This is a genomic window from Promicromonospora citrea (assembly GCF_013004695.1).
GTDB classification, from domain to species: Bacteria; Actinomycetota; Actinomycetes; order Actinomycetales; family Cellulomonadaceae; genus Promicromonospora; species Promicromonospora citrea.
Map to the genome: position 1 here is coordinate 1 of NZ_JABEMG010000040.1, position 25,765 is coordinate 25,765.

Annotated in this window: 26 protein-coding genes; 20 read left to right on the plus strand and 6 right to left on the minus strand. The window is 73.4% G+C overall.

What is annotated here, in order from left to right; genetic code table 11:
* From HLB15_RS10020 to HLB15_RS10030, 3 genes are all read right to left on the minus strand, one after another.
* Positions 1-958 (minus strand): 5-oxoprolinase subunit B/C family protein (locus HLB15_RS10020; protein ID WP_171105153.1); only part of this gene is annotated, 958 nt, incomplete at its 3' end.
* Positions 958-1,740, minus strand: a complete 783-nt coding sequence (locus HLB15_RS10025; protein ID WP_171105154.1) for a LamB/YcsF family protein — start codon at positions 1,738-1,740, stop codon at positions 958-960. The genes HLB15_RS10025 and HLB15_RS10020, both read right to left, overlap by 1 nt.
* 29 nt (positions 1,741-1,769) lie before the next feature.
* The gene (locus HLB15_RS10030; protein ID WP_212759719.1) at positions 1,770-3,047 is read right to left on the minus strand and encodes an NRAMP family divalent metal transporter; all 1,278 of its coding nucleotides are present in this window, start codon (positions 3,045-3,047) and stop codon (positions 1,770-1,772) included.
* A gap of 218 nt (positions 3,048-3,265) precedes the next feature.
* Here HLB15_RS10030 and HLB15_RS10035 point away from each other — a divergent pair, with 218 nt between their 5' ends.
* The 8 genes from HLB15_RS10035 to HLB15_RS10070 all read left to right on the plus strand — a co-directional run bounded on the left by HLB15_RS10035 (position 3,266) and on the right by HLB15_RS10070 (position 11,432).
* A complete protein-coding gene (locus tag HLB15_RS10035; RefSeq protein WP_229785113.1) occupies positions 3,266-4,840 on the plus strand; it encodes a PA0049 C-terminal domain-containing protein in 1,575 nt (524 codons plus the stop codon).
* Positions 4,841-4,883: 43 nt separating this feature from the next.
* Positions 4,884-5,837, plus strand: coding sequence for a carboxylating nicotinate-nucleotide diphosphorylase (gene nadC, locus HLB15_RS10040; protein WP_171105155.1), 954 nt, complete (start codon positions 4,884-4,886; stop codon positions 5,835-5,837).
* Positions 5,838-5,910: 73 nt separating this feature from the next.
* Positions 5,911-7,437, plus strand: coding sequence for a lysine--tRNA ligase (gene lysS / locus HLB15_RS10045; RefSeq protein WP_171105156.1), 1,527 nt, complete (start codon positions 5,911-5,913; stop codon positions 7,435-7,437).
* Between the two features lie 40 nt (positions 7,438-7,477).
* Complete coding sequence (locus tag HLB15_RS10050) at positions 7,478-7,660, plus strand: hypothetical protein (protein WP_171105157.1); 183 nt, start codon at positions 7,478-7,480, stop codon at positions 7,658-7,660.
* A gap of 129 nt (positions 7,661-7,789) precedes the next feature.
* Positions 7,790-8,122 (plus strand): histone-like nucleoid-structuring protein Lsr2, encoded by a 333-nt coding sequence (locus tag HLB15_RS10055; RefSeq protein ID WP_171105158.1) that lies wholly within the window; start codon positions 7,790-7,792, stop codon positions 8,120-8,122.
* Positions 8,123-8,251: 129 nt separating this feature from the next.
* Positions 8,252-9,328 carry a lactonase family protein gene (locus HLB15_RS10060; RefSeq protein ID WP_171105159.1) on the plus strand — a complete coding sequence of 359 codons (1,077 nt, stop codon included), beginning with the start codon at positions 8,252-8,254 and terminating at the stop codon, positions 9,326-9,328.
* Positions 9,328-10,632: a D-inositol-3-phosphate glycosyltransferase gene (gene mshA / locus HLB15_RS10065; protein WP_171105160.1), complete on the plus strand. Its 1,305-nt coding sequence runs from the start codon at positions 9,328-9,330 to the stop codon at positions 10,630-10,632. Before HLB15_RS10060 ends, mshA begins: the two co-directional genes overlap by 1 nt.
* Before the next feature lie 59 nt (positions 10,633-10,691).
* Positions 10,692-11,432 (plus strand): phosphoglyceromutase, encoded by a 741-nt coding sequence (locus tag HLB15_RS10070; RefSeq protein ID WP_171105161.1) that lies wholly within the window; start codon positions 10,692-10,694, stop codon positions 11,430-11,432.
* A 78-nt stretch (positions 11,433-11,510) separates the two neighbouring features.
* Here the strand turns inward: HLB15_RS10070 and phoU are convergent, their stop codons facing one another.
* Complete coding sequence (gene phoU / locus HLB15_RS10075) at positions 11,511-12,158, minus strand: phosphate signaling complex protein PhoU (protein WP_171105162.1); 648 nt, start codon at positions 12,156-12,158, stop codon at positions 11,511-11,513.
* Positions 12,159-12,332: 174 nt separating this feature from the next.
* On the opposite strand from phoU, the gene HLB15_RS10080 reads away from it, so the two are divergent.
* The 7 genes from HLB15_RS10080 (at position 12,333) to pstB (ending at position 19,648) form a co-directional block, all read left to right on the plus strand.
* Positions 12,333-13,565 (plus strand): sensor histidine kinase, encoded by a 1,233-nt coding sequence (locus tag HLB15_RS10080; protein WP_171105163.1) that lies wholly within the window; start codon positions 12,333-12,335, stop codon positions 13,563-13,565.
* Positions 13,562-14,260: a response regulator gene (locus HLB15_RS10085; protein ID WP_171105164.1), complete on the plus strand. Its 699-nt coding sequence runs from the start codon at positions 13,562-13,564 to the stop codon at positions 14,258-14,260. The genes HLB15_RS10080 and HLB15_RS10085 overlap by 4 nt, the downstream gene beginning before the upstream one ends.
* A gap of 74 nt (positions 14,261-14,334) precedes the next feature.
* Positions 14,335-15,459, plus strand: a complete 1,125-nt coding sequence (pstS, locus tag HLB15_RS10090) for a phosphate ABC transporter substrate-binding protein PstS (protein ID WP_229785110.1) — start codon at positions 14,335-14,337, stop codon at positions 15,457-15,459.
* A 172-nt stretch (positions 15,460-15,631) separates the two neighbouring features.
* Positions 15,632-16,735, plus strand: a complete 1,104-nt coding sequence (pstS, locus tag HLB15_RS10095) for a phosphate ABC transporter substrate-binding protein PstS (protein ID WP_308424920.1) — start codon at positions 15,632-15,634, stop codon at positions 16,733-16,735.
* 130 nt (positions 16,736-16,865) lie between these two features.
* Entirely contained in the window at positions 16,866-17,870 is a 1,005-nt protein-coding gene (gene pstC / locus HLB15_RS10100; RefSeq protein WP_171105166.1) for a phosphate ABC transporter permease subunit PstC, read from the plus strand.
* A complete protein-coding gene (gene pstA, locus HLB15_RS10105; protein WP_171105167.1) occupies positions 17,870-18,820 on the plus strand; it encodes a phosphate ABC transporter permease PstA in 951 nt (316 codons plus the stop codon). The genes pstC and pstA overlap by 1 nt, the downstream gene beginning before the upstream one ends.
* A gap of 48 nt (positions 18,821-18,868) precedes the next feature.
* Positions 18,869-19,648: a phosphate ABC transporter ATP-binding protein PstB gene (pstB, locus tag HLB15_RS10110; RefSeq protein WP_171105168.1), complete on the plus strand. Its 780-nt coding sequence runs from the start codon at positions 18,869-18,871 to the stop codon at positions 19,646-19,648.
* Positions 19,649-19,798: 150 nt separating this feature from the next.
* Here pstB and HLB15_RS10115 read toward each other — a convergent pair whose 3' ends face one another.
* The gene (locus tag HLB15_RS10115) at positions 19,799-20,365 is read right to left on the minus strand and encodes a hypothetical protein (protein ID WP_212759720.1); all 567 of its coding nucleotides are present in this window, start codon (positions 20,363-20,365) and stop codon (positions 19,799-19,801) included.
* A 271-nt stretch (positions 20,366-20,636) separates the two neighbouring features.
* On the opposite strand from HLB15_RS10115, the gene HLB15_RS10120 reads away from it, so the two are divergent.
* From HLB15_RS10120 to HLB15_RS10135, 4 genes are all read left to right on the plus strand, one after another.
* Positions 20,637-21,119, plus strand: coding sequence for a CarD family transcriptional regulator (locus tag HLB15_RS10120; protein WP_020017968.1), 483 nt, complete (start codon positions 20,637-20,639; stop codon positions 21,117-21,119).
* 99 nt (positions 21,120-21,218) lie between these two features.
* Positions 21,219-21,935 (plus strand): 2-C-methyl-D-erythritol 4-phosphate cytidylyltransferase, encoded by a 717-nt coding sequence (ispD, locus tag HLB15_RS10125; protein WP_171105169.1) that lies wholly within the window; start codon positions 21,219-21,221, stop codon positions 21,933-21,935.
* A complete protein-coding gene (gene ispF, locus HLB15_RS10130; protein ID WP_171105170.1) occupies positions 21,932-22,519 on the plus strand; it encodes a 2-C-methyl-D-erythritol 2,4-cyclodiphosphate synthase in 588 nt (195 codons plus the stop codon). The genes ispD and ispF overlap by 4 nt, the downstream gene beginning before the upstream one ends.
* The gene (locus tag HLB15_RS10135; RefSeq protein WP_171105171.1) at positions 22,516-23,127 is read left to right on the plus strand and encodes a TetR/AcrR family transcriptional regulator; all 612 of its coding nucleotides are present in this window, start codon (positions 22,516-22,518) and stop codon (positions 23,125-23,127) included. Before ispF ends, HLB15_RS10135 begins: the two co-directional genes overlap by 4 nt.
* A 29-nt stretch (positions 23,128-23,156) precedes the next feature.
* On the opposite strand, the gene HLB15_RS10140 is transcribed toward HLB15_RS10135, so the two are convergent.
* A complete protein-coding gene (locus HLB15_RS10140; RefSeq protein ID WP_171105172.1) occupies positions 23,157-24,488 on the minus strand; it encodes a D-arabinono-1,4-lactone oxidase in 1,332 nt (443 codons plus the stop codon).
* Between the two features lie 46 nt (positions 24,489-24,534).
* Here HLB15_RS10140 and HLB15_RS10145 point away from each other — a divergent pair, with 46 nt between their 5' ends.
* A complete protein-coding gene (locus HLB15_RS10145) occupies positions 24,535-25,737 on the plus strand; it encodes a type III PLP-dependent enzyme domain-containing protein (protein ID WP_171105180.1) in 1,203 nt (400 codons plus the stop codon).
* Positions 25,738-25,765 lie beyond the last annotated feature (28 nt).

Genomic DNA, 25,765 nt, shown 5'->3' on the forward strand with positions numbered 1-25,765 from the left:
GCGTGCGGCCGCCGGCCACGATCTCGCCCACGGCCCCGGTCACGGCCAGCACCTGCGGCCCGTGGGCCCGGAGCCGCAGGCCGCCGACCGACTCCAGCACCGCGGCGCCCGGCGGGTTCCCGACCGCGCGGTTGGCGGCCCGCAGGCTCGGCCGGTCCAGCGCCCCGGAGGCCGACACGCCTGCCCCTTCGGCGCCGCCCCGCCCGAGGTCCTCGACGAGCACCGACCCGGCGCCGACGACCTCGAGCCCCGCACGGTCCGCGTCGAGAACGACCTCGGGGACCGCGCGGGCCCCGTCCCCGTCCCGGAGGTCGTTCTCGAGGCGGACCTCGGCCGGGGCGGGCAGGGCGTCCACCGCGACGAAGCGGACCCGGTCGCCCGGGAGCAGGAGGGCCGGACGCTCGCGGGTCACGTCCCACACCGGGGCGTCGGTGCGGCCGACGAGCTGCCAGCCGCCCGGGCTCTCGCGCGGGTAGACGCCGCTGTACGGTCCGGCGAGCGCGACCGACCCGGCCGGCACGCGGGTGCGCGGGCTGGACCGGCGGGGGACGACGAGGTCGGGGTCGTCGCCCGTGAGGTACGCGAAGCCGGGCGCGAAGCCGACGAACCCGACGGTCCACGCCGCCGCGGTGTGCCGGCGGACGAGCTCCTCGGGGCTCCAGCCCAGGAGCGCCGCGGCCTCGGCGAGGTCCTCGCCGTCGTACCGGACGGGGATCTCGACGGTGCGCGCCTCGGCGGCGGCCCGGCGAACCAGCGGCCGGGCCCGCAGCGCGGCGGCCAGCTCGGCCGCGCCGACCGCCGACGGCCGGAACGGCACGAGCAGCGTCCGTGCGCCGGGCACGGGCACGCCGACCCCGGGGAGGGGGTCGGCCTGGAGGGACTCGTACAGGGCGACGGCCTGGTCCAGGTCGTCCAGCTCGACCAGGAGGGCGTCGTCGCGGGCGGTGCGGACCCGCATCACGCGGCGGCGCCTCCCGTCACCGGGGCGAAGGCGCGCAGGGCGATGCCCTCGGCGTCGAACACCTCGCGGATCCGGCGCGCCATCGCGACCGCGCCGGGGGAGTCGCCGTGCACGCACACGGAGTCGGCGCGCACGGCGACGTCGGACCCGTCCACCGCGGTCACCACGCCCTCGGTGACCAGGCGGAGCATGCGCCGGGCCACCTCGTCGGCGTCGTGCAGCACGGCGCCCGGCTCGCGCCGGGAGACGAGGCGGCCCTCGGGCGTGTAGGCACGGTCGGCGAACGCCTCCGTCGCCGTCGCCAGCCCGGCGGCCTTCGCGGCGGCGAGGGCCGCGCTGCCGGGCAGCCCCAGCAGCACGAGCCCCGGGTCGACGGCGGCGACGGCGCGGGCGACCGCCGCTGCCACGCGCTCGTCGACCGCCGCCGTGTTGTAGAGCGCGCCGTGCGGCTTGACGTACGTGACGGCGGCGCCCTCGGCGTCGGCGAGGCCGCGGAGCGCGCCGATCTGGTAGGCGACGTCGGCCTCCAGCTCGTCGTCCGGCACGTCCATGTTCCGCCGGCCGAACCCGGCCAGGTCGCGGTACCCGACGTGCGCGCCCACGGTCACCCCGTGCTCCACGGCGGACCGGACGGTCCGGCGGATGGACGCGGGGTCGCCCGCGTGGAACCCGCAGGCGACGTTGGCGCTGGAGACGATGCCCAGCATCTGCTCGTCGTCGCCGAGGCTCCAGCGGCCGAAGCCCTCGCCGAGGTCGCTGTTCAGGTCGACGGCGCTCATGGTGCTCTCTCTCCTTCGTGTGCGGGCGGTCACGCGGACAGCAGGTCGAAGATCGGGCCCACCGCGTTGACCGCCATGTACCAGGTGACCACGGTGGCGAGCGTGCCGACCACCAGGAGCCACCGCGGGTAGCGGACGTCGCCCAGGAGCGTGCCGCGGAACCAGCCGATGTACATGAACAGGGTCAGGCCGATCGGCAGGATCAGCCCGTTGACGCCGCCCACGAACACCAGCAGCGTGGCGGGCGCGGTACCGACCAGCAGGTAGACCGCGAGCGAGACCAGGATGAACCCCACGGTCCACAGGTCGGCGGTGCGGCCCGCGATGCGGGCGGAGAACACGGGCAGGAACGAGACCGACGTGTAGGCCGAGCCGATGACGCTGGTGATCGCGGCGATCCAGAACACGGCGCCGAAGATGCGCAGGCCCGCCTCGCCCGCGGCCGCACCGAACGCGTCGCCCGCGGGGTTGCCCGCGACGTCGAGCACGACGCCGGAGGCCACGACCCCGAGGATGGCCAGGAACAGCACGTACCGCATGATGCCGGTGACGACGATGCCGCTGACGGCCGCCCGGTCGACCTCGCGGACGTGCTCGGGGCCCGCCGTGCCGGAGTCGAGCAGCTTGTGGGCGCCGGCGTAGGTGATGTACCCGCCGACGGTGCCGCCCACGATGGTGGTGATGGTCGCGAAGCTGACGGTGTCGGGCAGCACGGTCTGCCGCAGCGCGTCGCCCACCGGCGGACCGGACAGGATCGCGACGATCACAGTGAGCACGATCATGACGAGGCCCGCGACGACGACCACCCGGTCGACGACGGCACCCGCCCGCTTGGCGAGGAAGATGGCGATGGCGATGGCCGCGCTGAGCGCGCCGCCCAGCCGCGGGTCGAGGCCGAACAGCGCGTTGAGGCCGAGGCCCGCGCCCGCGGTGTTGCCGATGTTGAAGATGAGCCCGCCGAACACGATGAGCACGGCGAGCACGTAGCCGCTGCCGGGCAGGGCCTGGTTGGCCAGCACGCTCGCCCGCTTGCCGGTGAGCGTGATCATGCGCCAGACGTTGAGCTGGATCGCGAGGTCGAGCAGGATCGAGACGAGGATGCCGAAGGCGAAGGCCGCGCCGAGCTGCTGCGTGAACGTCGCGGTCTGGGTGATGAAGCCGGGGCCGATGGCGGACGTCGCCATGAGGAACAGCGCGCCCAGCAGGGAGCGCCGCCGGGCGGCGACGAAGCTCGTGGTCCGGTCGGTGGGGCTGCCCGGCGTGGGGTCGGCCTGCTCCGTCGCAGGCTCGTGGCTCGTGTCGGACATGGTGTCCTCCTGGGTGTCGGGATGAGCCGGATTGTTCAACAGTCAGGATCGTCCCGCCCGGTTGTTACCGCCGCATTGCGGGACCTTATCGATCATGGCACGGGTCGAGGCCCCGTGAACAGGCCAGGACACGAGTTGTTTACCGACAGACCCTGTTGGATTGTTGAACGAACCCCTACGGTCGTGGGCGAGTCGATCTCGGAGGGGAGACGAGAGACATGACGAACGACCGGACGACCGCACGGAGGACGGCACGGAGAACGGCACGGACCACGACACGGGTGCGCGCGGGCGCCGTCGCCCTCGCGCTGACCGCGACGGCGGCCCTGGCCGCCCCCGCGACGGCCGCGGCGCCGCTGCCCGCGGCCCCCACGGCGGCGCAGGGTGGGGGCTGCCTGGACCCGGACCTCCCGCTCTCGGTCGAGGAGCGCCGCCTCACGGCGCGCCTTCCCGACGCCGCCGACCCCACCGTCCCTGCCACGGCGACCTACGCCCGCACCGTCATCGAGGGTGGCGGTCTCGGCGGGTTCACGGCCGCCCTCACCGACCGGCTCTGCCGCACCCGCACCCTGGCGGGTGCCACGGCCCTGGCCGAGCGCCGGGGCGAGGCGCTGTGGGACGCGGCCGTCCGCCGCGCCCAGTCGGACGACGACGCCGTGCGCGGCGACCTGCCCGCCACCGACGACCGCCCGCTGTACTGGACCCGCGTCGAGGCCATGGCCGTGCTGCGCCAGTGGGACCCGCGCGGCGGCCTCACCGACGAGCAGCGCGCCGAGCTCGTCGAGACCTTCGACCGCGCCTCGCGCGGGATGCACGACATCGACCTGCCGGCCGGCCGCGACGTCGTGCGCGTCATCGTCAGCGGGTTCGACGTCTACACGCTGGACGGTGGCACCACCGGCCCGGCGCCCGGCACGGTGGGCAACAACATCCGGCACGGCAACCCGTCGGGCGCGACGGCGCTCACCCTGGACGGCACGCGCTACCGCACCGACGACGGCCGCATCGCCCACATCGAGGCCTACACGCTGCCGGTGAGCTACCGCGAGTTCGCCGACGGCTACCTCGAGGACACCGTGGGGCCGTTCCTGGAGCCCGGACCCCGGCAGGTCGACGCCTCGCTCACCGTGAGCCAGGCCGGCGGCTCGCAGTTCAACCTCGAGCAGTGGAACGCGCGCTACCACGGCGTCTCGCCCGGCAACGACGGCATCGCCCCGTGCCCGCGCGTCGGCGGGGTCGCGCAGCTCGCGCTCGACAACCCGGGCTGCAACGTCCAGGTGGTCGACCGCTGGGGCGGCGGCGACGGGCTCACCGACCCGCCGCAGTGGACGACGGCGAGCCTGCCGGTCGCCGAGATGATCGCCGCCGACACCGGCGCCGACGTGCCCCGCCCGCCCGGCGACACGTGGCCCGACCCGGACGTGGCCTTCGGCGTGGTCTGGAACACCAGCTACACGCAGTTCCGCGACTGCACCTCGCCCGCGCTGAGCACCGTCAACAGCCCGCCGGAGGTGACGTACCCGCCGTCGACGCCGCCCGTCCCGCCCGCCGACGGGTCCTGCTCCTTCAGCGGCGGCGGCGGCAACTACCTCTCCAACGAGAGCGCCTACCGCAACACGCTGCTGCGCGACCGTGCCGGGCTCGACATCCCGGCCGGGCACATCCACACGCCGGACATGCAGCACTTCGAGACCGACTTCGGTGTCAGCGACCCGACCTTCGACGCCTGGCGCACCTCGATCGCCGCCCAGGCGCGCAACCTCGTCCACGCGGTGGCCGACACGGTGGACTGAGCCCGCGGACCGGGGCCCGGCGCGGGGCGGTTACGGTGTGGGCGTGAGCTCACCCGTGCACGACACACCGTCCCGCGTCAGCCCCGGGCTCGACCCCGCGTGGGTCGCGCGGACCGTCGAGGTCGCCCTCGACGAGGACCTCGGCCCCGCGCCGGGCCGCGACGTCACCACCCAGGCGACCGTCCCGCCGTCGGCCGAGGGCGTCGCGGACCTCGTGGCGCGCCAGGACGGCGTCGTCGCGGGGCTCGTCGTCGTGCGCGAGGTGCTGGAGCAGGTGGCCGCCCGCCTCGGCCTGCCGGCACCCGCCGTCACCTTCCACGCGCAGGACGGCGACGCCGTCACGGCGGGCCGGCTCCTCGCCGCGCTCGCGGGCCGCACACAGGTGCTGCTCGTCGCCGAGCGCACCCTGCTCAACCTCGCCGGCCGTGCCTCGGGCGTCGCCACGGCGACCCGCGCGTTCGCGCGCGAGCTCGCGGGTACGGGCGCGCAGGTGCTCGACACCCGCAAGACCACGCCGGGCCTGCGCGCCCTGCAGAAGTACGCGGTGCGCGCGGGCGGCGGCACCAACAAGCGCATGGGCCTGTACGACGTCGCCATGGTGAAGGACAACCACGTGGTGGCCGCCGGGTCCGTCGCGGCGGCGGTCCGCGCCGTGCGCGCGACGTTCCCCGACGTGCCCGTCCAGGTGGAGGCCGACACCACCGAGCAGGCGCTCGAGGCGGTCGGCGCGGGCGCCGACTTCCTGCTCCTCGACAACATGCCGCCCGCCGTGCTCGCCGAGGCCGTCGCGGCGGTCCGTGCCCGCGAGGGGCACGACGGCGTGCCGGAGCACGTCGAGCTCGAGGCGACCGGCAACCTGACGCTCGGCGTCGCGCGCACGGTCGCGGAGACCGGTGTCGACTACCTCTCCGTCGGCGCCCTCACCCACAGCGCGCCCGTCCTCGACCTGGCCCTGGACCTCCGGCCCGCCGACCGACTTCCCCTGAGTGCCTCCTGAGTGCCTCCTGAGTGCCTCAGGGCACACGGACCGGCGGGGAAAAGAGGTCGGCGGCCTCGATAGAATCGATTCCGTGAGCCAGAACCCCGCAGCCGACGAGACCGCTGCCCCGCAGACCGACGACCTGCCCGAGCAGCTCCGGGTCCGGCGCGAGAAGCGCGAGCGGCTGCTGGCGAGCGGCGTCGAGGCGTACCCCGTGTCCGTGCCCGTCACCCACTCGATCGCCGAGGTCCGCGCGGCCTACGGGCACCTCGAGGCGGGCCAGGAGACCGACGACGTCGTGGGCGTCGCCGGCCGTGTCGTCTTCGTCCGCATCGGCGGCAAGCTCTGCTTCGTCACGCTGCAGGACGGCGAGGGCAACCGCCTCCAGGGCATGCTGAGCCTCGCCGAGGTCGGCGAGGAGGCGCTCGCGGCCTTCAAGACCGACGTCGACCTGGGTGACCACCTCTTCCTGCACGGCCGTGTCGGCGCGTCGCGGCGCGGCGAGCTGAGCATCTTCGCCGACGAGTGGCAGATGGCCGCCAAGGCGCTGCGCCCGCTGCCGGTGCTGCACAAGGACCTCTCGGAGGAGGCTCGCGTGCGGCAGCGCTACGTCGACCTCATCGCCCGCCCCGCGGCCCGCGACATGGTGCGCCTGCGCGCGGGCGTCGTGCGCTCGCTGCGCGAGAACTTCTACCGCCGCGGTTTTCTCGAGGTCGAGACGCCGATGCTGCAGACCATTCCGTCCGGCGCCGCCGCACGGCCGTTCTCGACGCACATGAATGCGTACGACCTCGAGCTGTTCCTGCGCATCGCGCCCGAGATCTTCCTCAAGAAGGCGGTCGTCGGCGGTGTCGAGAAGGTCTTCGAGATCAACCGCAACTTCCGCAACGAGGGTGCGGACTCGTCGCACTCGCCGGAGTTCGCGATGCTCGAGGCGTACGAGGCGTACGGCGATTACAACACGATCGGCGCGCTCACCCAGGATCTCGTGCAGACGGCGGCCCAGGACGTTCTCGGCACCACGCTGGTGACCCTCGCGGACGGTTCCGAGTACGACCTCGGCGGCGAATGGGCAAAGCTGCCGATGTACGACTCGCTCTCGGAAAGCCTCGGCGAGGAGATCACCGCCGAGACCTCGGTCGAGGAGCTCGAGAAGATCGCCGAGCGCCTCGATGTCGAGGTGGGGAACAAGAAGATCCTCAATCACGGAAAGCTTGTCGAGACGCTGTGGGAGCACCGCATCGGTGACCACCTGACCGCGCCGACGTTCGTGATCGACTTCCCGGTCGAGACGTCGCCGCTCACGCGCGACCACCGCTCCGCGGCTGGTCAGGTCGAGAAGTGGGACCTGTACGTGCGCGGGTTCGAGCTGGCGACGGGGTACTCCGAGCTCGTGGACCCCGTCGTGCAGCGGCAGCGCTTCGAGGCGCAGGCGCGGATGGCCGCGGCCGGGGACGACGAGGCGATGCTCCTGGACGAGGATTTCCTCACCGCGATGGAATTCGCGATGCCCCCTTCGGGCGGAATGGGCATGGGCATCGACCGCCTGCTGATGGCCCTCACGGGCCAGGGGATCCGCGAGACGATCCTTTTCCCGCTCGTGAAGCCGCAGGCCTGAGGGAAATGAACCACGACGCCGAGCATGTGAGGATCTTGTGATGGATACGACGCTTGCCGTGCTCGCAGGGCTCACGCCCTCTGTGGGTGTCGGCCTGCTGTTCTGGTTTGCGATGCGCAAGATCTTCCGCGCGGACCGGCACGAGCGCGAGGCGCTCGACCGAATGGACCGCGAGGCGGCCAGGGCGGCGGCGGAAAATACGGGGAATTCCCCTTCGCGCTGACTTCCCTCCGATCCGTGCGGGTGAAGTTTTGGTGATCGGTGTCACATACCCTTTATTGACATGCCAATATGGGGTGAGGCATGCTCACGAACTAACCCCGGAATATGTGGCGCGGAAGGAAGTACCCGTATGGTTCAGAAGGTTCAGCTCGTTCTCGAAGATGACATCGATGGCGGTGCCGCCGACGAGACCGTGAACTTCGGCCTCGACGGCGTCTCCTACGAGATCGACCTCAATGCCGAGCACGCCGCGCAGCTGCGGGACGCGCTCGCCTCCTGGGTCGGTCACGCCCGCAAGGTGAAGGCGCCGGCCACCCGGACCGCCACGACGTCGCGTCGGTCGCGCTCCGGCAACGACACCGCGGCCGTCCGGGAATGGGCCAAGGCGAACGGATACACCGTGAGCGACCGCGGCCGCATCGCGGCAGAGGTCCAGGAGGCGTACGCGAAGGCCAACGGCTGACGCACCGCCCGCAGGTCGTGCGGACGCCCCGGTTCCCCGCGCGGGAGCCGGGGCGTCGTGCGTCCGCGAGGCCGGGACCCGGCGGCTGCCCGGCCGCGAGCACCGCGTGGGCGGAACTAGGCTGACGCCATGAGCACCCCGAGCGTCGCCCTGTGGATCGGTACCTACCCGGCGACGGGCGCGGCACCGGGCACCGGTGAGGGTGTCTGGCGCACCGGCGTCGACGCGGACGGGCGGTTCGCCGCCGCCGAGCTGGTCGCGCGCGTGGCCGCACCGTCCTTCCTGGCGCTCGACCCGTCGCGCCGCACCCTCCTCGCGGTCACCGAGGACGAGCCGGGGGCGGTCACCTCCTTCCGGGTGTCCGACGCCGGCGGACTCGCGCCCGCGGGCGGCGTCGCCTCGGGCGGGGCGAGCCCGTGCCACGTCGTGGCGACGGAGACCGTCGCCTGGGTCGCCAACTACGGCGACGGCGTCGCCGCCGTCGCGGACCTGACCGCCGACGGCGAGCTGACCGCGCCGCGCACCTTCCCGCACAGCGGCTCCGGCCCGGTCGACGACCGGCAGGAGGGGCCGCACGCGCACTTCGTCCACCGGTGGGGCGACCGCGTGCTCGTGTCCGACCTGGGCACCGACGAGCTGCGGACCTACCCGCTGGACGGGTCGGGGCCCGACGACGGGGGCGTCGTCGCCGCCGTCCTGCCGCCGGGCACCGGGCCGCGGCACCTCGTGGAGCTCGGGGACGGCACGATCCTCGTCGCGGGCGAGCTCGACTGCCGTCTCCACGTGCTCGTGCCCGCGGGGCCGGGGCGGCTGGAGCACGTGGGCTCGGCCGCGATCACGCCGCGCACCCAGCCCGACGGGTCGGCCGGGTACCCCTCGCACGTCACCGTGGCGGGCGACCTCGTGCACGTCGGCGTGCGCGGGCCGGACGTCCTGGCCGTGCTCCGGGTGCGGCCGGCCGACGGCGCGGGCGCCGGCGCGGGGGTCCGTGTCGGGCACCTGGTCGTCGAGCACGCCGCCGACGTCGACCTCGGCGCGGGCGCCTGGCCGCGGCACCACGCGGTGCTGCACGACGGCGGCACCGTCGTCGTCGCCGCGCAGAACGCCGACGCGCTCCTCGCGGTCCGCCTGGACCGCACCTCCGGGACGGGCGAGGTCACGGACCGGCTGGAGCTGCCGGTGCCCGCGTGCGTCCTGGTGGCTTGATGCGCGACAGCCTGCCCCCCGACCTCAGGGAGCCCGAGGAACCGCGCCCGCTGCGGATCGCCATGGTCTCCGTGCACACCTCGCCGCTCGAGCAGCCGGGGTCGGGGGACGCGGGCGGCATGAACGTGTACGTCCTCGAGCTGTCCCGCGCGCTGGCCCGCCGCGGGGCGCAGGTCGAGATCTACACGCGGGCGACGTCGTCGGCCCAGCCCAAGGTGGCCGACCCCGAGCCGGGGATCCGCGTGATCAACGTGGCGGCGGGCCCGTTCGAGGGGCTGGACAAGAACGACCTGCCCGGACAGCTCTGCGCGTTCGCCGCGGGGGTGCTGCGTGCCGAGGCGCACCGCCCCCAGGGCTGGTACGACGTGCTGCACACGCACTACTGGCTGTCGGGCCAGGTCGGCTGGCTCGCCGCCGAACGGTGGGACGTCCCGCTGGTGCACACGATGCACACCATGGCGCGCGTGAAGAACGCCGCGCTCGCGCCCGGCGACACCCCCGAGCCGCAGGTGCGGGTCATCGGGGAAGAGCAGGTCGTCGCCGAGTCGGACGCGCTCGTGGCGAACACCGACGAGGAGGCCGCCGACCTGGTGCGCGACTACCACGCCGACCCCGAGCGCGTGCACGTGGTGCAGCCAGGCGTCGACCTCGAGGTGTTCTCGCCCCTGCCCGGCTCGCCCGAGGAGGTCGCCGCGCGCCGCACGGAGCTGCGCGAGCGTCTCGGCCTGCCGACGGACCGCAAGATCGTGCTGTTCGCGGGGCGCGTCCAGCTCCTCAAGGGTCCCGACGTGCTCGTCCGCGCGCTCGGGGAGCGGGTCTGGGACTGGCGCCCGCCGCGGCTCGTGGTGCTCGGTGGCGCCTCGGGGCGGCCCACCGCGGTCCGCGAGCTCGAGGCGCTCGCCTACCAGGAGGGTGTGGGGCGGCACCTGATGGTCCGGCCGCCCGTGCCGCAGGACGTGCTCGCCGACTGGTTCCGTGCCGTGGACCTCGTGGCCGTGCCGTCGCACAACGAGTCGTTCGGGCTCGTGGCGGCCGAGGCGCAGGCGACGGGCACCCCGGTGGTGGCCGCCGCCGTCGGCGGGCTGCGCACCGTGGTGCGGGACGGCGTCTCGGGCGTCCTGGTGCCCGACCACGACCCGGGGCGGTGGGCTGTCGCGCTCAAGACCCTGCTCGACGACGACGTCGCGCGCGAGCGCCTGGCCGCGGGGGCCCGCGCGTCGGCGGCCCGGTTCGGCTGGGACCGGACGGCCGAGGAGGTGCTCGACGTGTACGAGCGGGCCCGCAAGCGGCACGCCGGCCGGTAGCCGTTCCGCCCGGCGGACCGCCGTCGGGCCCGGCGTGGAAACTGCGGCAGGATGGGGGTATGACCTACACCCTCGTGCTGCTCCGCCACGGCGAGAGCGAGTGGAACGCGAAGAACCTGTTCACCGGCTGGGTGGACGTCGCCCTGTCCGAGAAGGGCGTCGAGGAGGCCAAGCGCGGCGGCGCCCTGCTCAAGGAGGCCGGGGTGACCCCGGACATCCTGCACACGTCGCTGCTGCGCCGCGCGATCATGACGGCGAACCTCGCGCTCGACGTCGCCGACCGGCACTGGATCCCGGTCAAGCGCAGCTGGCGCCTCAACGAGCGCCACTACGGCGCCCTGCAGGGCAAGGACAAGAAGCAGACGCTCGAGGAGTTCGGCGAGGAGCAGTTCATGCTCTGGCGCCGGTCCTACGACGTGCCGCCGCCCGAGATCGAGCTGGGCTCGGAGTTCAGCCAGGACGCCGACCCGCGCTACGCCGACGCGCCCGTCGTGCGCACGGAGGCCCTCAAGCTCGTCCTCGAGCGGGCCCTGCCGTACTGGGAGAGCGAGATCGTGCCGGACCTCAAGGCCGGCAGGACGGTGCTGGTGGCCGCGCACGGCAACTCGCTGCGCGCGCTGGTCAAGCACCTCGACGGCATCTCCGACGAGGCGATCGCCGGGCTGAACATCCCGACCGGCATCCCGCTGGTCTACGAGCTCGACGAGGAGACCCTCGCGCCGGTCACGCCGGGCGGCACGTACCTCGACCCGGAGGCGGCCAAGGACGCGATCGCCGCGGTCGCCAACCAGGGCCGCTGAAAAGCTGAGTGCGGGACCTTCGCCCTGTGCCGTGTGCCAGGAGGGCGAAGATCCCGCACTCGGCGGGGCGGGGGACGGTCAGTCCTCCGGGAAGTCGCCCGTCACCAGGAAGGTGACGCGCCGGGCGACCGAGACGCCGTGGTCGCCGAACCGCTCGTAGTAGCGGCCCACCAGCGTGACGTCGACGGCCTCCTGGACCGTGCCCGACCACGCGGGCCCGAGCAGGGTCGCGAAGGTCTGCTGGTGCAGCTCGTCGATGATGTCGTCGTCCCGCTCGATCGCCTCGGCGACCTCGAGGTCGCGCGTGGCGAGCAGCCGCGTGGTGCGCTGGGCCACCCGGACGGCGGCGTCGTGCATCTTCGCGAACGTGTCGCGGGCCTCGGGGACGATCGCCTGCGCCGGGTAGCGACCGCGCGCCACCTGGGCGACGTGCCGCGCCAGGTCGCCCATCCGCTCGAGCGACGCGCTCATCCGCAGGGCGCTCACCACCACACGCAGGTCGGTCGCGACGGGCGCCTGCTGCGCCAGGAGGTGCACGCACCGCTCGTCGAGCGAGGACTCGATGGCGTCGATGGTCTTGTCCGAGGCGATCACCTCCTGCGCCAGCCGCAGGTCGGCCTCGAGGAGCGCCGTCCCGGCACGCGTGATCGCGGACTCGACGAGCCTGCTCATCTCGGTCAGATCGTCTCCGACCTGCTGGAGCTCGGCTTCGAAGATCTGTCGCATCGGTTTCCTCTCGAGTTCAGGGCGCGCGCGACCGCACGCCCCTGCCCAGCGTCGCCGTCGCGCCGTACCGGGAGGTTAACGCGGTTCCACCCGGACATGAACATCAGACGACACGACGGTCGGGGCGCCCGTCCCTGGCGATCGGCGCCCCGGACGTCGACCTACCCTGGAGTCGTGGACGGAATCATCTCCGGGGTACCGGTGCTGGCCGCCGGGATCTTCGGCGTGATCGTCGGCGTCGTCGCGACGCTGGCGTTCCGCGTGTCGGAGCGGCAGCAGCGCGCCGTCGACCGGTCCGAGCCCGACGAGCTCGACGCCGGTCTCGTCCGCGTGCTCTCGGTGCTGCGGTCGGCCGCCGTCGTGCTCGACGGCGACGACGAGGTGGTGCGCGCCTCGCCACCCGCCTACGCGCTCGGGGTGGTGCGCAACGACGCGATCGTGCACGCGGCGATCAACGACCTGGTGGCCCTCGTGCGGCGCGACGGCGTCATCCGTGAGCAGGAGCTCGAGCTGCCGCGCGGTCCGGTGGGCCAGGGCACGGTGCTGCTCCAGGTGCGCGTGGCCCCGCTCGGTCTCGAGCGGGTGCTGGTGCTCGCCGAGGACCGCACGGAGGCCCGGCGCGTCGAGGCGATCCGCCGCGACTTCGTCGTCAACGTGTCCCACGAGCTCAAGACGCCGGTGGGCGCGCTGGCCCTGCTCGCCGAGACGGTGGCCGACGCCGCGGACGACCCGGTCGCCGTCCGGCGGTTCACGGAGCGCATGCAGCGCGAGGCCGTGCGCCTGTCCGCTCTGGTGCAGGAGATCATCGAGCTGTCGCGCCTGCAGGGAGCCGGCGCCGTACCGAAGCTCACGCCCGTGCCGATCCGCGACGTCGTCGAGGAGGCCGTGGACCGGGCGCGGACGACCGCGCAGTCCAAGAACATCGCCATCACGACGGGCGGCGCCCTCGACAGCGAGGTCTACGGCGACCACAACCTCCTGGTGACCGCCGTGCGCAACCTCGTGGACAACGCCGTGGCCTACTCGGGGCCGGCCAGCCGTGTCGGCGTCGGGGTGAGCGAGCGGGCGGGCCTCGTGGAGATCGCCGTGGTGGACCAGGGCATCGGCATAGCGGAGGATGCACAGGAGCGCGTGTTCGAGCGGTTCTACCGCGTGGACCCCGCGCGCTCGCGCGACACCGGTGGCACGGGCCTCGGCCTGAGCATCGTCAAGCACGTCGCGGCCGACCACGGCGGCGACGTCACGATGTGGTCGGAGCCCGGCAGGGGGTCGACCTTCACGCTGCGCATCCCGGCCGCCGACCGGCCGGGCGGTGCGGCCGCGCGCGCGGCCCGTCCCGCGCGGGCCGCCGCGGCGGAGCCCGACGAGGCGGCGCAGGCCGCGACGAACGAGGAGGTGGGTGCGTGACGCGCATCCTGGTGGTGGAGGACGAGGAGTCGTACCGGGACCCGCTGACCTACCAGCTCACCCGCGAGGGCTTCGAGGTGGTCGAGGCGGCCGACGGGCACGCGGCCCTCGCCGCGTACGACGCCGAGGGCGCCGACCTGGTGCTGCTCGACCTGATGCTGCCGGGCCTGTCCGGCACCGAGGTGTGCCGCGAGCTGCGGGCGCGCGGGGACGTGCCCGTCATCATGCTCACGGCCAAGGACTCCGAGATCGACAAGGTGGTGGGCCTCGAGCTCGGCGCCGACGACTACGTCACCAAGCCCTACTCGTACCGCGAGCTGCTCGCGCGCGTCCGGGCCGTGCTGCGCCGCCGCCAGCCCGCCGACACGGCCGACCGCGACGGCGACGGCGTGCTCCAGGTGGGCCCCGTCCGGATGGACGTGGAGCGGCACACCGTCACGGTCTCCGGCCGGTCGGTCGCCCTGCCGCTCAAGGAGTTCGACCTGCTCGAGCTCCTCCTGCGCAACGCGGGCCGGGTGCTCACGCGCGGCCAGCTCATCGACCGGGTCTGGGGCGCCGACTACGTGGGCGACACCAAGACGCTCGACGTCCACGTCAAGCGCATCCGGTCGAAGATCGAGCCCGACCCCGGCACGCCCCGGTACCTGCTCACCGTGCGCGGCCTGGGCTACAAGCTGGCCGACGACGAGGACTGACCGGGCATACCAGGCACCGGGCGTTCATCTCGCGTTCGCCTGCCGGCCTCCGCCCGGCAGTAGGTTCGCGCAGCGTGACCACGCCCCGCGCGACCCGCCTCCTCGCCGCCGCGACCGCCGGCGCCCTCGTGCTCCCGCTGGCCGGGTGCGCCGGGCTCGAGCTGCCCGCCCTCGGCGTCTCGCCCGAGCCGACGGCCTCGGCGGACCCCGCCGTGGTCGGCGCGTTCCACGGCATCGGGGCCTCGTCGCAGTCCACCGCCATGGAGGCGTGGATCGCCGGGTTCCGGCAGGAGCACCCCGACGCCACCGTGACCTACGACCCGGCGGGGTCCGGCGACGGCCGCGCGGCGTTCCTCGCCGGCGAGGCCGCCTTCGGCGCGAGCGACGTCCCCCTGAGCGACGAGGAGATGGCCGCCTCCGGCCCGGCGTGCGACGGCGGCAACGCCATCGACCTGCCCGTCTACATCAGCCCGATCACGGTGGTCTTCAACGTGCCGGGTGTGCGGCGGCTGAACATGTCGTCCGAGCTCCTCGCCGGCATCTTCCGCGGTGACGTCACCCGCTGGGACGACCCGGCGATCGCGGAGGCCAACCCGGGTGTGGAGCTGCCCGCCCAGGGGATCACGCCGGTCCACCGCTCCGACGACTCCGGCACGACCGAGAACTTCACGGACTACCTCCACGCGACGGCGCCCGACGCGTGGCCCTGGGAGCCGGACGGGACGTGGCCGCAGCCCGGCGGCTTCGGGGCCGACGGCACCGAGGGCGTGACCACGACCGTGCGGTCGACGCCCGGCGGCATCACCTACGCCGACGCGTCGGCCAGCGGCGGCCTGGGGACCGTCGCCGTCCGGGTCGGCGACACCTACGTGGAGTACAGCGCCGACGCGGCCGCCGCCGTCGTCGACCTCTCGCCGCGCGTCGAGAACCGGTACGAGCACGACCTCGCGTTCCAGGTCGACCGGACCATCGACAAGCCGTTCGCCTACCCGCTGCTGCTCGTGTCCTACCTGATCGTCTGCTCGCGGTACGACGACCGCGCCGAGGGCCGGTTCGTCAAGGAGTTCGTGCGGTACGTGGCCTCCGCCGAGGGGCAGGAGCGCGCGGCCGGCGCGGCCGGCAGCGCTCCGGTGTCCACCGACGTGCAGCAGTGGATCGCGGAGGCCGCCGACGCCGTCTACCTGACCCGGGAACGGTGAGCACAGGGGCCGTCCTCGACCCGGAGGTGGCAGGGATCACCCCCTGACCGGCGGTGTGTTCACCCTCCGTTCATCTCCGCCTGGGGAGCAGGTCACCACCGCTCCCTAGCGTCCTGGATGAACGGTGCGGCGCTCGCCGCGCGCGTACGACGTGAACAGGATGGAACGACACGTGAAGATCAGCCGATTCCCCCGCGTTGGCTCCGCTGTCATGGTGGGCGCGCTCGCGCTGAGCCTCGCAGCCTGTGGCCAGAACCCGGGTGCGGACGCCGCGGCCGACGGCGCCTCCGCCTCCGCAGGAGACCTGTCCGGCGAGCTCAGCGGCGGCGGCGCCTCGTCGCAGGAGTCCGCGATGGAGGCGTGGCGCGCCGGCTTCCAGGGCCAGTACCCCGACGTCACCGTGAACTACGACCCGGTCGGCTCGGGCGGTGGCCGCGAGAACTTCATCTCCGGCGCGTTCCCGTTCGCGGGCTCCGACGCCGCGCTCGACGACGACGAGCTGGCCGACGCCGAGGCGCAGTGCGGTGAGGGCGGCGTCATCGAGTACCCCGCCTACATCTCCCCGGTGGCCGTCGCCTTCAACCTCGAGGGCATCGACTCGCTGAACATGACCCCCGAGACGATCGCGGGGATCTTCAAGGGCGACATCACGACGTGGGACGACGCGGCGATCGCCGACGACAACCCCGACGCCGACCTGCCGTCCACGGACATCACGGTGGTGCACCGCTCGGACGACTCGGGCACGACCGAGAACTTCCAGGAGTACCTGAGCACGGTGGTCCCGGACGTGTGGACCTACGAGCCGGAGGGCATCTGGCCCGTCGACGGCCAGGAGTCGGCGCAGGGCACCTCCGGCGTGGTCAGCGCCGCGCAGGCCGGCGAGGGCACCATCACCTACGCCGACGCGTCGCAGATCGCGGACCTCGGCACGGTGGCCGTCGGCGTCGGCGAGGAGTTCGTCGAGTACAGCCCCGAGGCCGCCGCCGCGGTGATCGAGGGGTCGCCGCGGGTCGAGGGCACGAGCGAGCACGTCTTCGCCTACGACCTGGCCCGTGACATCGAGGGCACGTACCCGATCGTCCTGGTGTCCTACCACCTGGCCTGCGCCACCTACGAGGACGCCGAGCAGGCCGAGCTCGTGAAGGGCTTCCTCGGCTACGTGCTCAGCGAGGAGGGCCAGAAGGCGGCCGCCGACTCGGCCGGCTCCGCCCCGCTGCCCACCGCGCTCGCGGAGGAGTTCGCCGGCGCGGTCGACGCGATCACCGCCGGCTGACCGGCGACCCGAGCAGGACCGAGCACCACCGGCCGGTGGCCGGGTCCCGGGGCGGAAGAGCCCCGGAGCCCGGTCACCGGCACGGCCGTGCCAGGCACACGACACCGACCCGACGAGCCGAGGACACCTCGTGACCACCACGGACAGCCCACCTGCCGTACCGGCGCCCGCGCCGGCGCGCCCGCGCCGCCGACGCTCCACCGGAGACACCGAGCGGGGCTTCAGCCGGACCTTCCGCTGGATCACCACCGGTGCGGGAGCCCTCATCCTCGCGACCCTCGCCGCGGTCGCGCTCTTCCTCGTCGCGCGGGCGTTCCCCGCCGTCACCGCGAGCCCGACGGAGCTGGCCGACGCCGTCCCGCGCTACCCGGACGACACGTCGTTCATCGCGTACGTCGGACCGCTCGTCTTCGGCACGCTGCTCGCCGCCGTCCTGGCGCTCCTGCTCGCGACGCCCGTCGCGATGGGCATCGCGCTGTTCATCTCGCACTACGCCCCGCGGCGCCTCGCGCAGGTGCTCGGCTACCTCGTCGACCTGCTCGCCGCCATCCCGTCCGTCGTCTACGGGCTGTGGGGCATCGCGGTCCTCGCCCCCGCGGCCGCGCCGGTGTGGGGCTGGCTGAACGACTACCTCGGCTGGTTCCCCCTGTTCGCGGGCGAGGCGTCGCCGACCGCGCGGACGCTCGCGACCGTCGCCGTCGTGCTGGCCGTGATGATCCTGCCGATCATCACGGCCGTCTCGCGCGAGGTGTTCCTGCAGACGCCGCGGCTCCACGAGGAGGCGGCGCTCGCGCTGGGCGCGACCCGGTGGGAGATGGTGCGGACCGCGGTGCTGCCCTTCGGCCGCTCCGGCGTCATCTCGGCCGCGATGCTCGGCCTCGGCCGCGCGCTCGGCGAGACCATGGCCGTGCTGATGATCCTGTCGCCCGGCTTCCTCTACTCGTTCAAGGTGTTCCAGGCCGCGCAGCACCAGACCATCGCGGCGTACATCGCCCTGGACTTCCCGGAGGCGAGCGGCCTGGCCGTCAACGCGCTCATCGCGACCGGTCTCGCGCTGTTCGTCATCACCCTCGCGGTCAACATGGCCGCCCGGGCCGTCGTGGCCCGCCGCAAGGACTTCTCGGGAGCCAACTGATGAGCACCGACACGACGACGCCGGACGCCACCGAGCGGACCCGCGCGCTGCTGACCACGGCGGAGCCGCGCCGCCGCCGCACCGACCGCATCATGACGGTGCTCATCTGGGGAGCCTTCGTGCTCGCCATGGTGCCCCTGGTGTCGCTGCTGTGGACCGTGCTGTTCAACGGCGCGGGCCGGATCAGCATCGAGTTCCTCACCTACTCGATGCGCGGCATCTTCGGCGGCGACCCGAGCGGCGGCATCTACCACGCGGTCGCGGGCACGCTGATCATCACCGGCTGGGCCACGGTCATCTCGGTGCCGGTCGGCCTGCTCGTCGCCATCTACCTCGTCGAGTACGGGCGCGGTCCCCTCGCACGGTCCGTGACGTTCTTCGTCGACGTCATGACGGGCATCCCGTCCATCGTCGCGGGCCTCTTCGCCGTCTCGCTGTTCACGATCTTCTTCGGTCCGGGCGCGCGGTTCGGCCTCATGGGCGCGGTCGCGCTGTCGGTGCTCATGATCCCTGTCGTGGTGCGCTCCTGCGAGGAGATGCTCAAGCTCGTGCCCAACGAGCTGCGCGAGGCCTCGTACGCGCTCGGTGTGCCGAAGTGGCTCACCATCGTGCGCGTGGTGCTCCGCACGTCCGTCGCGGGCCTGACGACGGGCGTGCTGCTGGCCGTCGCCCGCGTCATCGGCGAGACGGCGCCGCTCCTCGTCGCCGTCGGTGTCACCGACTCCATCAACTTCGACGCCTTCGACGGCCGCATGATGACGCTGCCGGTGTTCATCTACCGGCAGTACAGCCAGGGCCTCGCCACGTGCCGCGACGGCCAGGCGGACTGCGTCGCCGACATCGCCCTGCAGAACGCGTGGGGCGCCGCCCTGACCCTCATCGCGATCGTCATGCTCCTCAACGTCGTCGGCCGGCTCGTGAACCGCTGGTTCGCGCCCAAGCTGCGCTGACCGGCCCGACCCGACCGACCCGAAGCCACAGCCCGAAGGAACTCAACGATGGCTCAGCGAATCGACGTCAAGGACGTCAACATCTACTACGGCGACTTCCTCGCCGTCGAGGGCGTCACCATGACGATCGACCCGCGTTCCGTGACGGCCTTCATCGGCCCGTCCGGCTGCGGCAAGTCGACGTTCCTGCGCACCCTCAACCGCATGCACGAGGTGATCCCGGGCGCCCGGGTCGACGGTTCCGTCGAGCTCGAGGGCGTCGACCTCTACGGCGACGACGTCGACCCGGTGGCCGTGCGCCGCACGGTCGGCATGGTGTTCCAGCGCCCCAACCCGTTCCCCACGATGTCCATCCGGGACAACGTGCTCGCGGGCGTGAAGCTGAACAACCGCCGCATCTCGAAGTCGGACGCCGACGACCTGGTCGAGTCATCCCTGCGCGGCGCCAACCTGTGGAACGAGGTCAAGGACCGGCTGGACCGGCCCGGCTCGGGCCTCTCGGGCGGTCAGCAGCAGCGCCTGTGCATCGCCCGTGCCATCGCGGTGAAGCCGCAGGTGCTCCTCATGGACGAGCCGTGCTCCGCCCTGGACCCGATCTCCACCCTGGCGATCGAGGACCTCATCCAGGAGCTCAAGAAGGAGTACACGATCGTCATCGTCACGCACAACATGCAGCAGGCCGCGCGTGTGAGCGACCGGACGGCGTTCTTCAACATCGCGGGCACCGGCAAGCCGGGCCGCCTCATCGAGATGAACGACACCGCGACGATCTTCTCCTCGCCCGCCGAGAAGGCGACGGAGGACTACGTCTCGGGCCGCTTCGGCTGACCCCTGGCGAGGTAGTCACGTGGCGAGGTAGTCACGTGGCGAGGTAGTCAGCTGGCGAGGTAGACATGCAGCGAGGTAGTCATCCGGTTCGCGCTGGGTGACTACCTCGCTGCATGACTACCTCGCCAGATGACTACCTCGGCGGGTTCGTCACTGGTTGGGGGTGGCCGACGGCGAGGCGGCGGCCGACGGCAGGCGGTCGGCGTACTCCGGCAGCGTGCCGTCGAGGACCGGGAGCTGGAACTCGGCGCTGTCCGCGCCCACGGAGAGCACCGCGTCGAGGTAGTCGCCCGGGGCCGCGCCGACGGTGTCGAGCGACACGGTCTCGCCGGTCTCGGTGCCCAGGTAGACGGTCCCGCCGGCGGGCACGTCGAGCGTCACGGGGGCGGCGCCGGGGGCCTCGAGGGTGAACGACGCGTCCTCGCTCGTCTCGTTGGCGAGAGCGCCCAGCACGTTGCCCGGCTCGCCCTCCGCGGCCGACACGACCATGAGGTTGATGCCACGCAGGTCCCTGTCGTCCTCGCCGAGGACCGAGACGCCGACACCGTCCGACGGGTCGTAGTTCAGGGTCGTGGTGGTGGGCGAGCAGGCCGCCAGGAGGAGGGCCCCCGTGGCGGAGACCGCCGCGAGGGCGATGGTGCGGGCGCCTCGGGCGGCGGTGGCGCGACGGGACACGGTGAACTCCCTGATCTTCGGCTGGTGCTGGTCGGTCTGCACGGGGTCGGATCCCCGCCACATCCTAGTGCTCCCCGGGGGGTGCCCGCGCATCGCGCGGACAGTGAAATGCCCGGTCAGGGCGTGGTGACGGTCACGGCTCCGGAACGATCCGACAACGCCCGGCAGGCCCGCACGGGGTGCGCCCGCGCGGCCGGCAACCCTGCTGACCTGCGTAAACAGAGGCGCGAATCATGCCCTCAGGGGCTCAAGGGCGCAAGTTCTGCAGATCACGCCGTGGTAACCTGGTGTCAGGGAAAGGGGACATCTGCAGATGACGTTCACAGTAGGCGAGACGGTTGTCTACCCGCACCACGGCGCGGCGCTGATCGAAGAGATCAAGACCCGCAAGATTCGCGGCGAAGAGAAGATGTACCTCAAGCTCAAGGTCGCCCAGGGCGATCTCACCATCGAGGTCCCGGCGGAGAACGTCGACCTCGTGGGCGTGCGCGACGTCGTCGGCCAGGAGGGCCTCGACCGCGTGTTCGAGGTCCTGCGTGCGCCGTACACCGAAGAGCCCACCAACTGGTCGCGCCGGTACAAGGCGAACCTCGAGAAGCTCGCCTCCGGCGACGTGATCAAGGTGGCGGAGGTCGTGCGCGACCTGTCCCGCCGCGACGCGGACCGCGGCCTCTCGGCCGGCGAGAAGCGGATGCTGGCCAAGGCCCGGCAGATCCTCGTCTCGGAGCTCGCGCTGGCGGAGCACACCGAGGAGGAGAAGGCCGAGGCGATCCTCGACGAGGTCCTCGCCTCCTGACCGACCCACAGGGTCCCCGCACGACTGACGTCCTCGTCAGCACCAGGCGCCCCACGGGATCCTTCGCTCAACCAAGATCCTGTGGGGACCTTCGACGAGATGACGACCCTCGCAATCCTGACGGCCGCCGGCTCGGGATCCCGTCTGGGGCGCGACCTGCCCAAGGCGCTGGTGGAGCTCGACGGCTTCCCGCTGGTGCTGCACGCCGCCCGACGCCTCGCCGCGTCGGGCGTCGTCGACTCCCTGGTCGTGACGGCGCCGCACGGCCTCGCCGGTGTGATGACCGACCTCCTCGCGGGCGACCCGCACGTGCTCGTCCCCGTCGAGGTGACGAGCGGCGGCCCCACGCGGCAGGCCTCCGTGGCTGCCGGGCTCGCACACGCCTCGCCGGGTGACGACGTCGTGCTCGTGCACGACGCGGCGCGCCCCCTCGTCCCGGCAGAGCTCGTCCGGCGGGTGGTGACGGCGGTGCGCGCGGGGCACGGCGCCGTCGTGCCCGGCCTGCCCGTGACCGACACGGTCAAGCAGGTGAGCCCCGACGGCGACGCCGAGCTGGTCGTCGGTACGCCCGACCGCTCCGCGCTGCGCGCCGTCCAGACGCCGCAGGGCTTCGCGCGCGACCTCCTGGTGCGTGCGCACCGCACGGGTGCCGCACGGGCCGCGGCCGAGCACCTGGCGGCGACCGACGACGCGGGTCTCGTCGAGGCCCTGGGCGAGCCGGTGCACATGGTCGCCGGCGACGCCACCGCCTTCAAGATCACCACCGAACGCGACCTGTGGCTCGCGTCCCTCGTGCTGCAGGAGACCATCGCATGACCGACCCGTCGAGCACGCAGGACCCGGCGCCCGTCCGGACCGGGTTCCCCCTGCCGCGGACCGGCATCGGGGTCGATGTGCACGCCTACGCGCCCGAGGGTTCCGACCGCGAGCTCTGGCTCGGCGGCCTGCACTGGCCGGGCGAGCGGGGCCTGGCGGGTCACTCCGACGCCGACGTCGCCGCGCACGCGGCGGCCGACGCGCTGTTCTCCGCCGCCGGTCTCGGGGACCTCGGCTCGCACTTCGGCACCGGCCGCCCGGAGTGGGCGGGAGCCTCCGGGACGACCCTGCTCAGCGAGGCCGCGAGGCGCGTCCGGGCTGCGGGGTACATCATCGGTAACGTGGCAGTCCAGGTGATCGGTAACCATCCACGGGTCGGGACACGACGCGACGAGGCGCAGGCAGCGCTGTCCGCCGCCGCCGGGGCCCCCGTCTCGCTCACGGCGACGACGACGGACGCGCTCGGCCTCACGGGCCGCGGCGAGGGCATCGCCGCCGTCGCGACGGCCCTCGTCGCGTACGACGGCGGGCCGGGGGCAGCGCCGGGAGCAGGGCCGGGTGCGGTCGGCGGGGGCGCGGTATGAACAAGCGCAAGCCCCTCGACGAGCGCCGCGCCGAGATCGTCGAGGCGGGCCTGAGCGTCGCGCTGCGCGAGGGCGTCGAGTCCGTGACCGTGCGGCGCGTGGCGCAGGAGGCCGGCATCTCGCTCGGCACCGTGCACTACTGCTTCGACGACAAGGACGCGATGCTCCGCGCCATGGGCCGCAGCATCGCGATGCGCGCGTCGGAGCCCGTGATCGCGGCGCTGGAGGCGGGCCCCGACCGGAGGGCGCTCGCCGAGGCGACGGTCGACGCCCTGCTCGTCGGGCTCAAGGAGCACCAGGAGATGCGGCTGCTCACGTTCGAGTTCGCCGTCTCGGGCGCGCGCACCCCCGTGCTGCGCGAGGTCGCCCAGGCGCACCTCACGCAGAGCATCGCGATGACGCGGGAGTACCTGCAGCGGCTCGCCGACGTCGCCCAGGTCACGTGGGCCTCCGACATCGACGACCTGGCGCGCATGACGGCGCTGCGGATCGACGGCATCGAGCTGGCCTGGATGGTCGACCAGGACGACGCCGCAGCGCGCGAGGGCTTCGCCGTCCTGGCGCGCGACGTGTTCGCCGACATGCGGCCCGAGCTGCCCGCCGGGTAGGCCGCCGAGCAGCCCCGGACAGAGCCCGCTCAGCCGAACACGCGGTGCGTGTACGCGTTGGCGAACACCCCGTCCGGGTCCGCCTCCTTGCGCACGCGCTGGAAGTCCGCGAAGCGGGGGTACTGCTCGGCCAGGTAGGCGGCGTCGCGCGTGTGCATCTTGCCCCAGTGCGGGCGCCCGCCCACGGCCGTGAAGATCTCCTCGGCCGCGTCGAAGTACCGGGCGTACGGCAGGCGCCAGTACTGCTGCACCGCCACGTACGCCGTCTCGCGGCCGTGCGCGGTGGACAGCCAGAGATCCTCGGCCGGGGCGAACCGGATCTCGAGGGGGAACGGCACGTTCTCGCGCGTGCGGCGCAGCCAGCCGTCGATCTCCCGCAGCACGTCGACGACGCTCTCGCGCGGCACGGCGTACTCCGTCTCCCGGAACCGGACGCGGCGGGGGTTGCACAGCACCTGGTACGACGGCGCCGTGTAGGTGCGTGGCCGCAGCGCGCCGGACGCGAAGGCGTTCAGCCGCGGCGTCACGGCAGGGAACGCCGTGGCGGTGCGGTTGACGAGCTCGAGCCCGCCGTTGGACAGCACCTCCGCGTCGACGAACGTGCGGACCGCCGAGACCGCTCGGCGCACGCCGCGGGCGGGCCCGCCGTGGTCCGGGCGTGCCTCGACCCGCGTGTTGGTCAGCGTCTGCACCCGGCGGGCGGTCGGGAACCAGAAGAACTCGAAGTGGTCGGCGGAGTCGACGAGGTCGTCGAGCTCGGCGAGCACGCGGTCGATCGGCTGCACGTCCTCCTCGGCGCGCAGGTCGAAGGCAGGCACCGCCTCGATCGTGACGGTGCTCAGCACGCCGGTGGCGCCCAGACCGAGGCGCGACGCCTCGAACAGGTCGGGGTTCTCCGTCGGGCTGCACCGGGTGACCGCGCCGTCGGGGCCCACGACGGTGAGGGCACGTACGCGGGACGCGAGGCCGCCGAACCGGGCGCCCGTGCCGTGCGTCCCGGTGGAGACGGCGCCCGCGATCGACTGCCGGTCGATGTCGCCCAGGTTCTGCATCGCCAGCCCGCGCTCCGCCAGGAGTCGGTTGAGCTGGTGCAGGCGGATCCCCGCGCCGACCGTCACCAGGGCGTTGCCCGTCGCGGGGTCGCGCTCCACGCGGTGCAGCGCGGTCAGCCGGTCCAGGTCGAGCAGCACGCCGTCGGTGGCGGCCGCGGGGGAGAACGAGTGGCTCGCGCCCACGGCGCGCACGGTGTGACCGTCCCGCACCGCCTGGCGCACGGCGTCGGACAGCTCCTCCTGGGTGGCGGGATGCACCTGCCGCACGGGGTGCGCGCTGGCGGAGCGCGCCCAGTTCGTCCAGATCATCGACGCACTATGTCACGACTCGGTATGCGGGGAGTAGCGTTCGGGCATGAGTTCTGCCGCTGGGACCGTTGCCCGGTTGACCGCCGCCACGGCGGACCTGCCCGCCCCGCTGGCCGTCGTCGACCTGGACGTCTTCGACGCCAACGCGCTCGACCTGCTCAAACGCGCCGACGGCATGCCCGTGCGGGTCGCCTCGAAGTCCGTCCGCGTGCGCTCGCTCGTGCAGCGGGCGCTGGGTCACGGGTTCACCGGGATCATGGCCTACTCGCTGCGCGAGGCGCTGTGGCTGGTCGGCGAGGGCATGCGGGACGTGCTCGTCGGCTACCCGACCGTCGACGCCGGGGCGCTCGCGGCGCTCGCGGCCGACCCGGTGGCACGCGCCGAGATCACCCTCATGGTCGACGACGCCGCTCACCTCGCGTGCATCGCCGTCGCTGACGCCGCGGCCCCTGACGGGGCACCGCCCGTCCGGGTCTGCCTCGACGTCGACTGCTCGCTGCGCGTCGGCGCGGGCCGGCTGACCGCGCACCTCGGCACGCGCCGCTCGCCGCTGCGGGAGCCCGCCGACGTCGCGGCGCTGGCGACCGCGGCGCTGGCGCAGGGCCTGTCGGTGCGCGGCCTGATGTTCTACGAGGCCCAGGTCGCCGGCCTGCCCGACACCAACCCCGCCGTGCGGGCGGTCAAGCGGCTGTCGATGCGCGAGGTCAACGCCCGCAGGGTGCGGGTCGTCGCGGCGGTGCGGGACGTCGTCGGGCACGACGTCGAGCTCGTCAACGCGGGCGGCACGGGCTCGATCGAGGTGAGCGGCACGGCGCCGGGCGTCACCGAGGTCACGGCGGGATCCGGCCTGTTCGCGCCCGGGCTGTTCGACGGCTACCGGTCCTTCGAGGCGCGGCCGTCGGCGTTCTTCGGCCTCGACGTCGTCCGCGAGCCCGCGCCCGGCTGGGTGACGGCCTTCTCGGGCGGCTACGCGGCCTCGGGCCAGCCCGGGGCCTCGCGGCTGCCGCGCCTCTTCACGCCCGGGTACACCCTGAGCGGGACGGAGGGCGCCGGCGAGGTGCAGACGCCGCTGCGGGCCGCGCGCGGCTCCGGGCCTGGCGGGCGCCTGCGCACGGGCGACCGGGTCTGGCTCCGCCACGCGAAGGCGGGAGAGATGATGGAGCGGTTCGACGCCGTGCACCTCGTGCGCGGCGCCGAGGTGGTCGAGACGGTGCCGACGTACCGGGGCGAGGGCAGGAACTTCGGGTGACGCACGACCCCCGGCACGGCAGGTAAGA

What these genes read in the sequence shown, in the direction of transcription:
- HLB15_RS10135 (WP_171105171.1), top strand. Translation starts at nt 22,516, where the DNA reads ATGAACAAGCGCAAGCCCCTCGACGAGCGCCGCGCCGAGATCGTCGAG.
- HLB15_RS10035 (WP_229785113.1), top strand. Translation starts at nt 3,266, where the DNA reads ATGACGAACGACCGGACGACCGCACGGAGGACGGCACGGAGAACGGCA.
- HLB15_RS10145 (WP_171105180.1), top strand. Translation starts at nt 24,535, where the DNA reads ATGAGTTCTGCCGCTGGGACCGTTGCCCGGTTGACCGCCGCCACGGCG.
- HLB15_RS10055 (WP_171105158.1), top strand. Translation starts at nt 7,790, where the DNA reads ATGGTTCAGAAGGTTCAGCTCGTTCTCGAAGATGACATCGATGGCGGT.
- HLB15_RS10050 (WP_171105157.1), top strand. Translation starts at nt 7,478, where the DNA reads ATGGATACGACGCTTGCCGTGCTCGCAGGGCTCACGCCCTCTGTGGGT.
- HLB15_RS10140 (WP_171105172.1), bottom strand. Translation starts at nt 24,488, where the DNA reads ATGATCTGGACGAACTGGGCGCGCTCCGCCAGCGCGCACCCCGTGCGG.
- ispD (WP_171105169.1), top strand. Translation starts at nt 21,219, where the DNA reads ATGACGACCCTCGCAATCCTGACGGCCGCCGGCTCGGGATCCCGTCTG.
- ispF (WP_171105170.1), top strand. Translation starts at nt 21,932, where the DNA reads ATGACCGACCCGTCGAGCACGCAGGACCCGGCGCCCGTCCGGACCGGG.
- HLB15_RS10120 (WP_020017968.1), top strand. Translation starts at nt 20,637, where the DNA reads ATGACGTTCACAGTAGGCGAGACGGTTGTCTACCCGCACCACGGCGCG.
- HLB15_RS10030 (WP_212759719.1), bottom strand. Translation starts at nt 3,047, where the DNA reads ATGTCCGACACGAGCCACGAGCCTGCGACGGAGCAGGCCGACCCCACG.
- phoU (WP_171105162.1), bottom strand. Translation starts at nt 12,158, where the DNA reads ATGCGACAGATCTTCGAAGCCGAGCTCCAGCAGGTCGGAGACGATCTG.
- HLB15_RS10070 (WP_171105161.1), top strand. Translation starts at nt 10,692, where the DNA reads ATGACCTACACCCTCGTGCTGCTCCGCCACGGCGAGAGCGAGTGGAAC.
- pstA (WP_171105167.1), top strand. Translation starts at nt 17,870, where the DNA reads ATGAGCACCGACACGACGACGCCGGACGCCACCGAGCGGACCCGCGCG.
- HLB15_RS10025 (WP_171105154.1), bottom strand. Translation starts at nt 1,740, where the DNA reads ATGAGCGCCGTCGACCTGAACAGCGACCTCGGCGAGGGCTTCGGCCGC.
- HLB15_RS10060 (WP_171105159.1), top strand. Translation starts at nt 8,252, where the DNA reads ATGAGCACCCCGAGCGTCGCCCTGTGGATCGGTACCTACCCGGCGACG.
- mshA (WP_171105160.1), top strand. Translation starts at nt 9,328, where the DNA reads ATGCGCGACAGCCTGCCCCCCGACCTCAGGGAGCCCGAGGAACCGCGC.
- pstB (WP_171105168.1), top strand. Translation starts at nt 18,869, where the DNA reads ATGGCTCAGCGAATCGACGTCAAGGACGTCAACATCTACTACGGCGAC.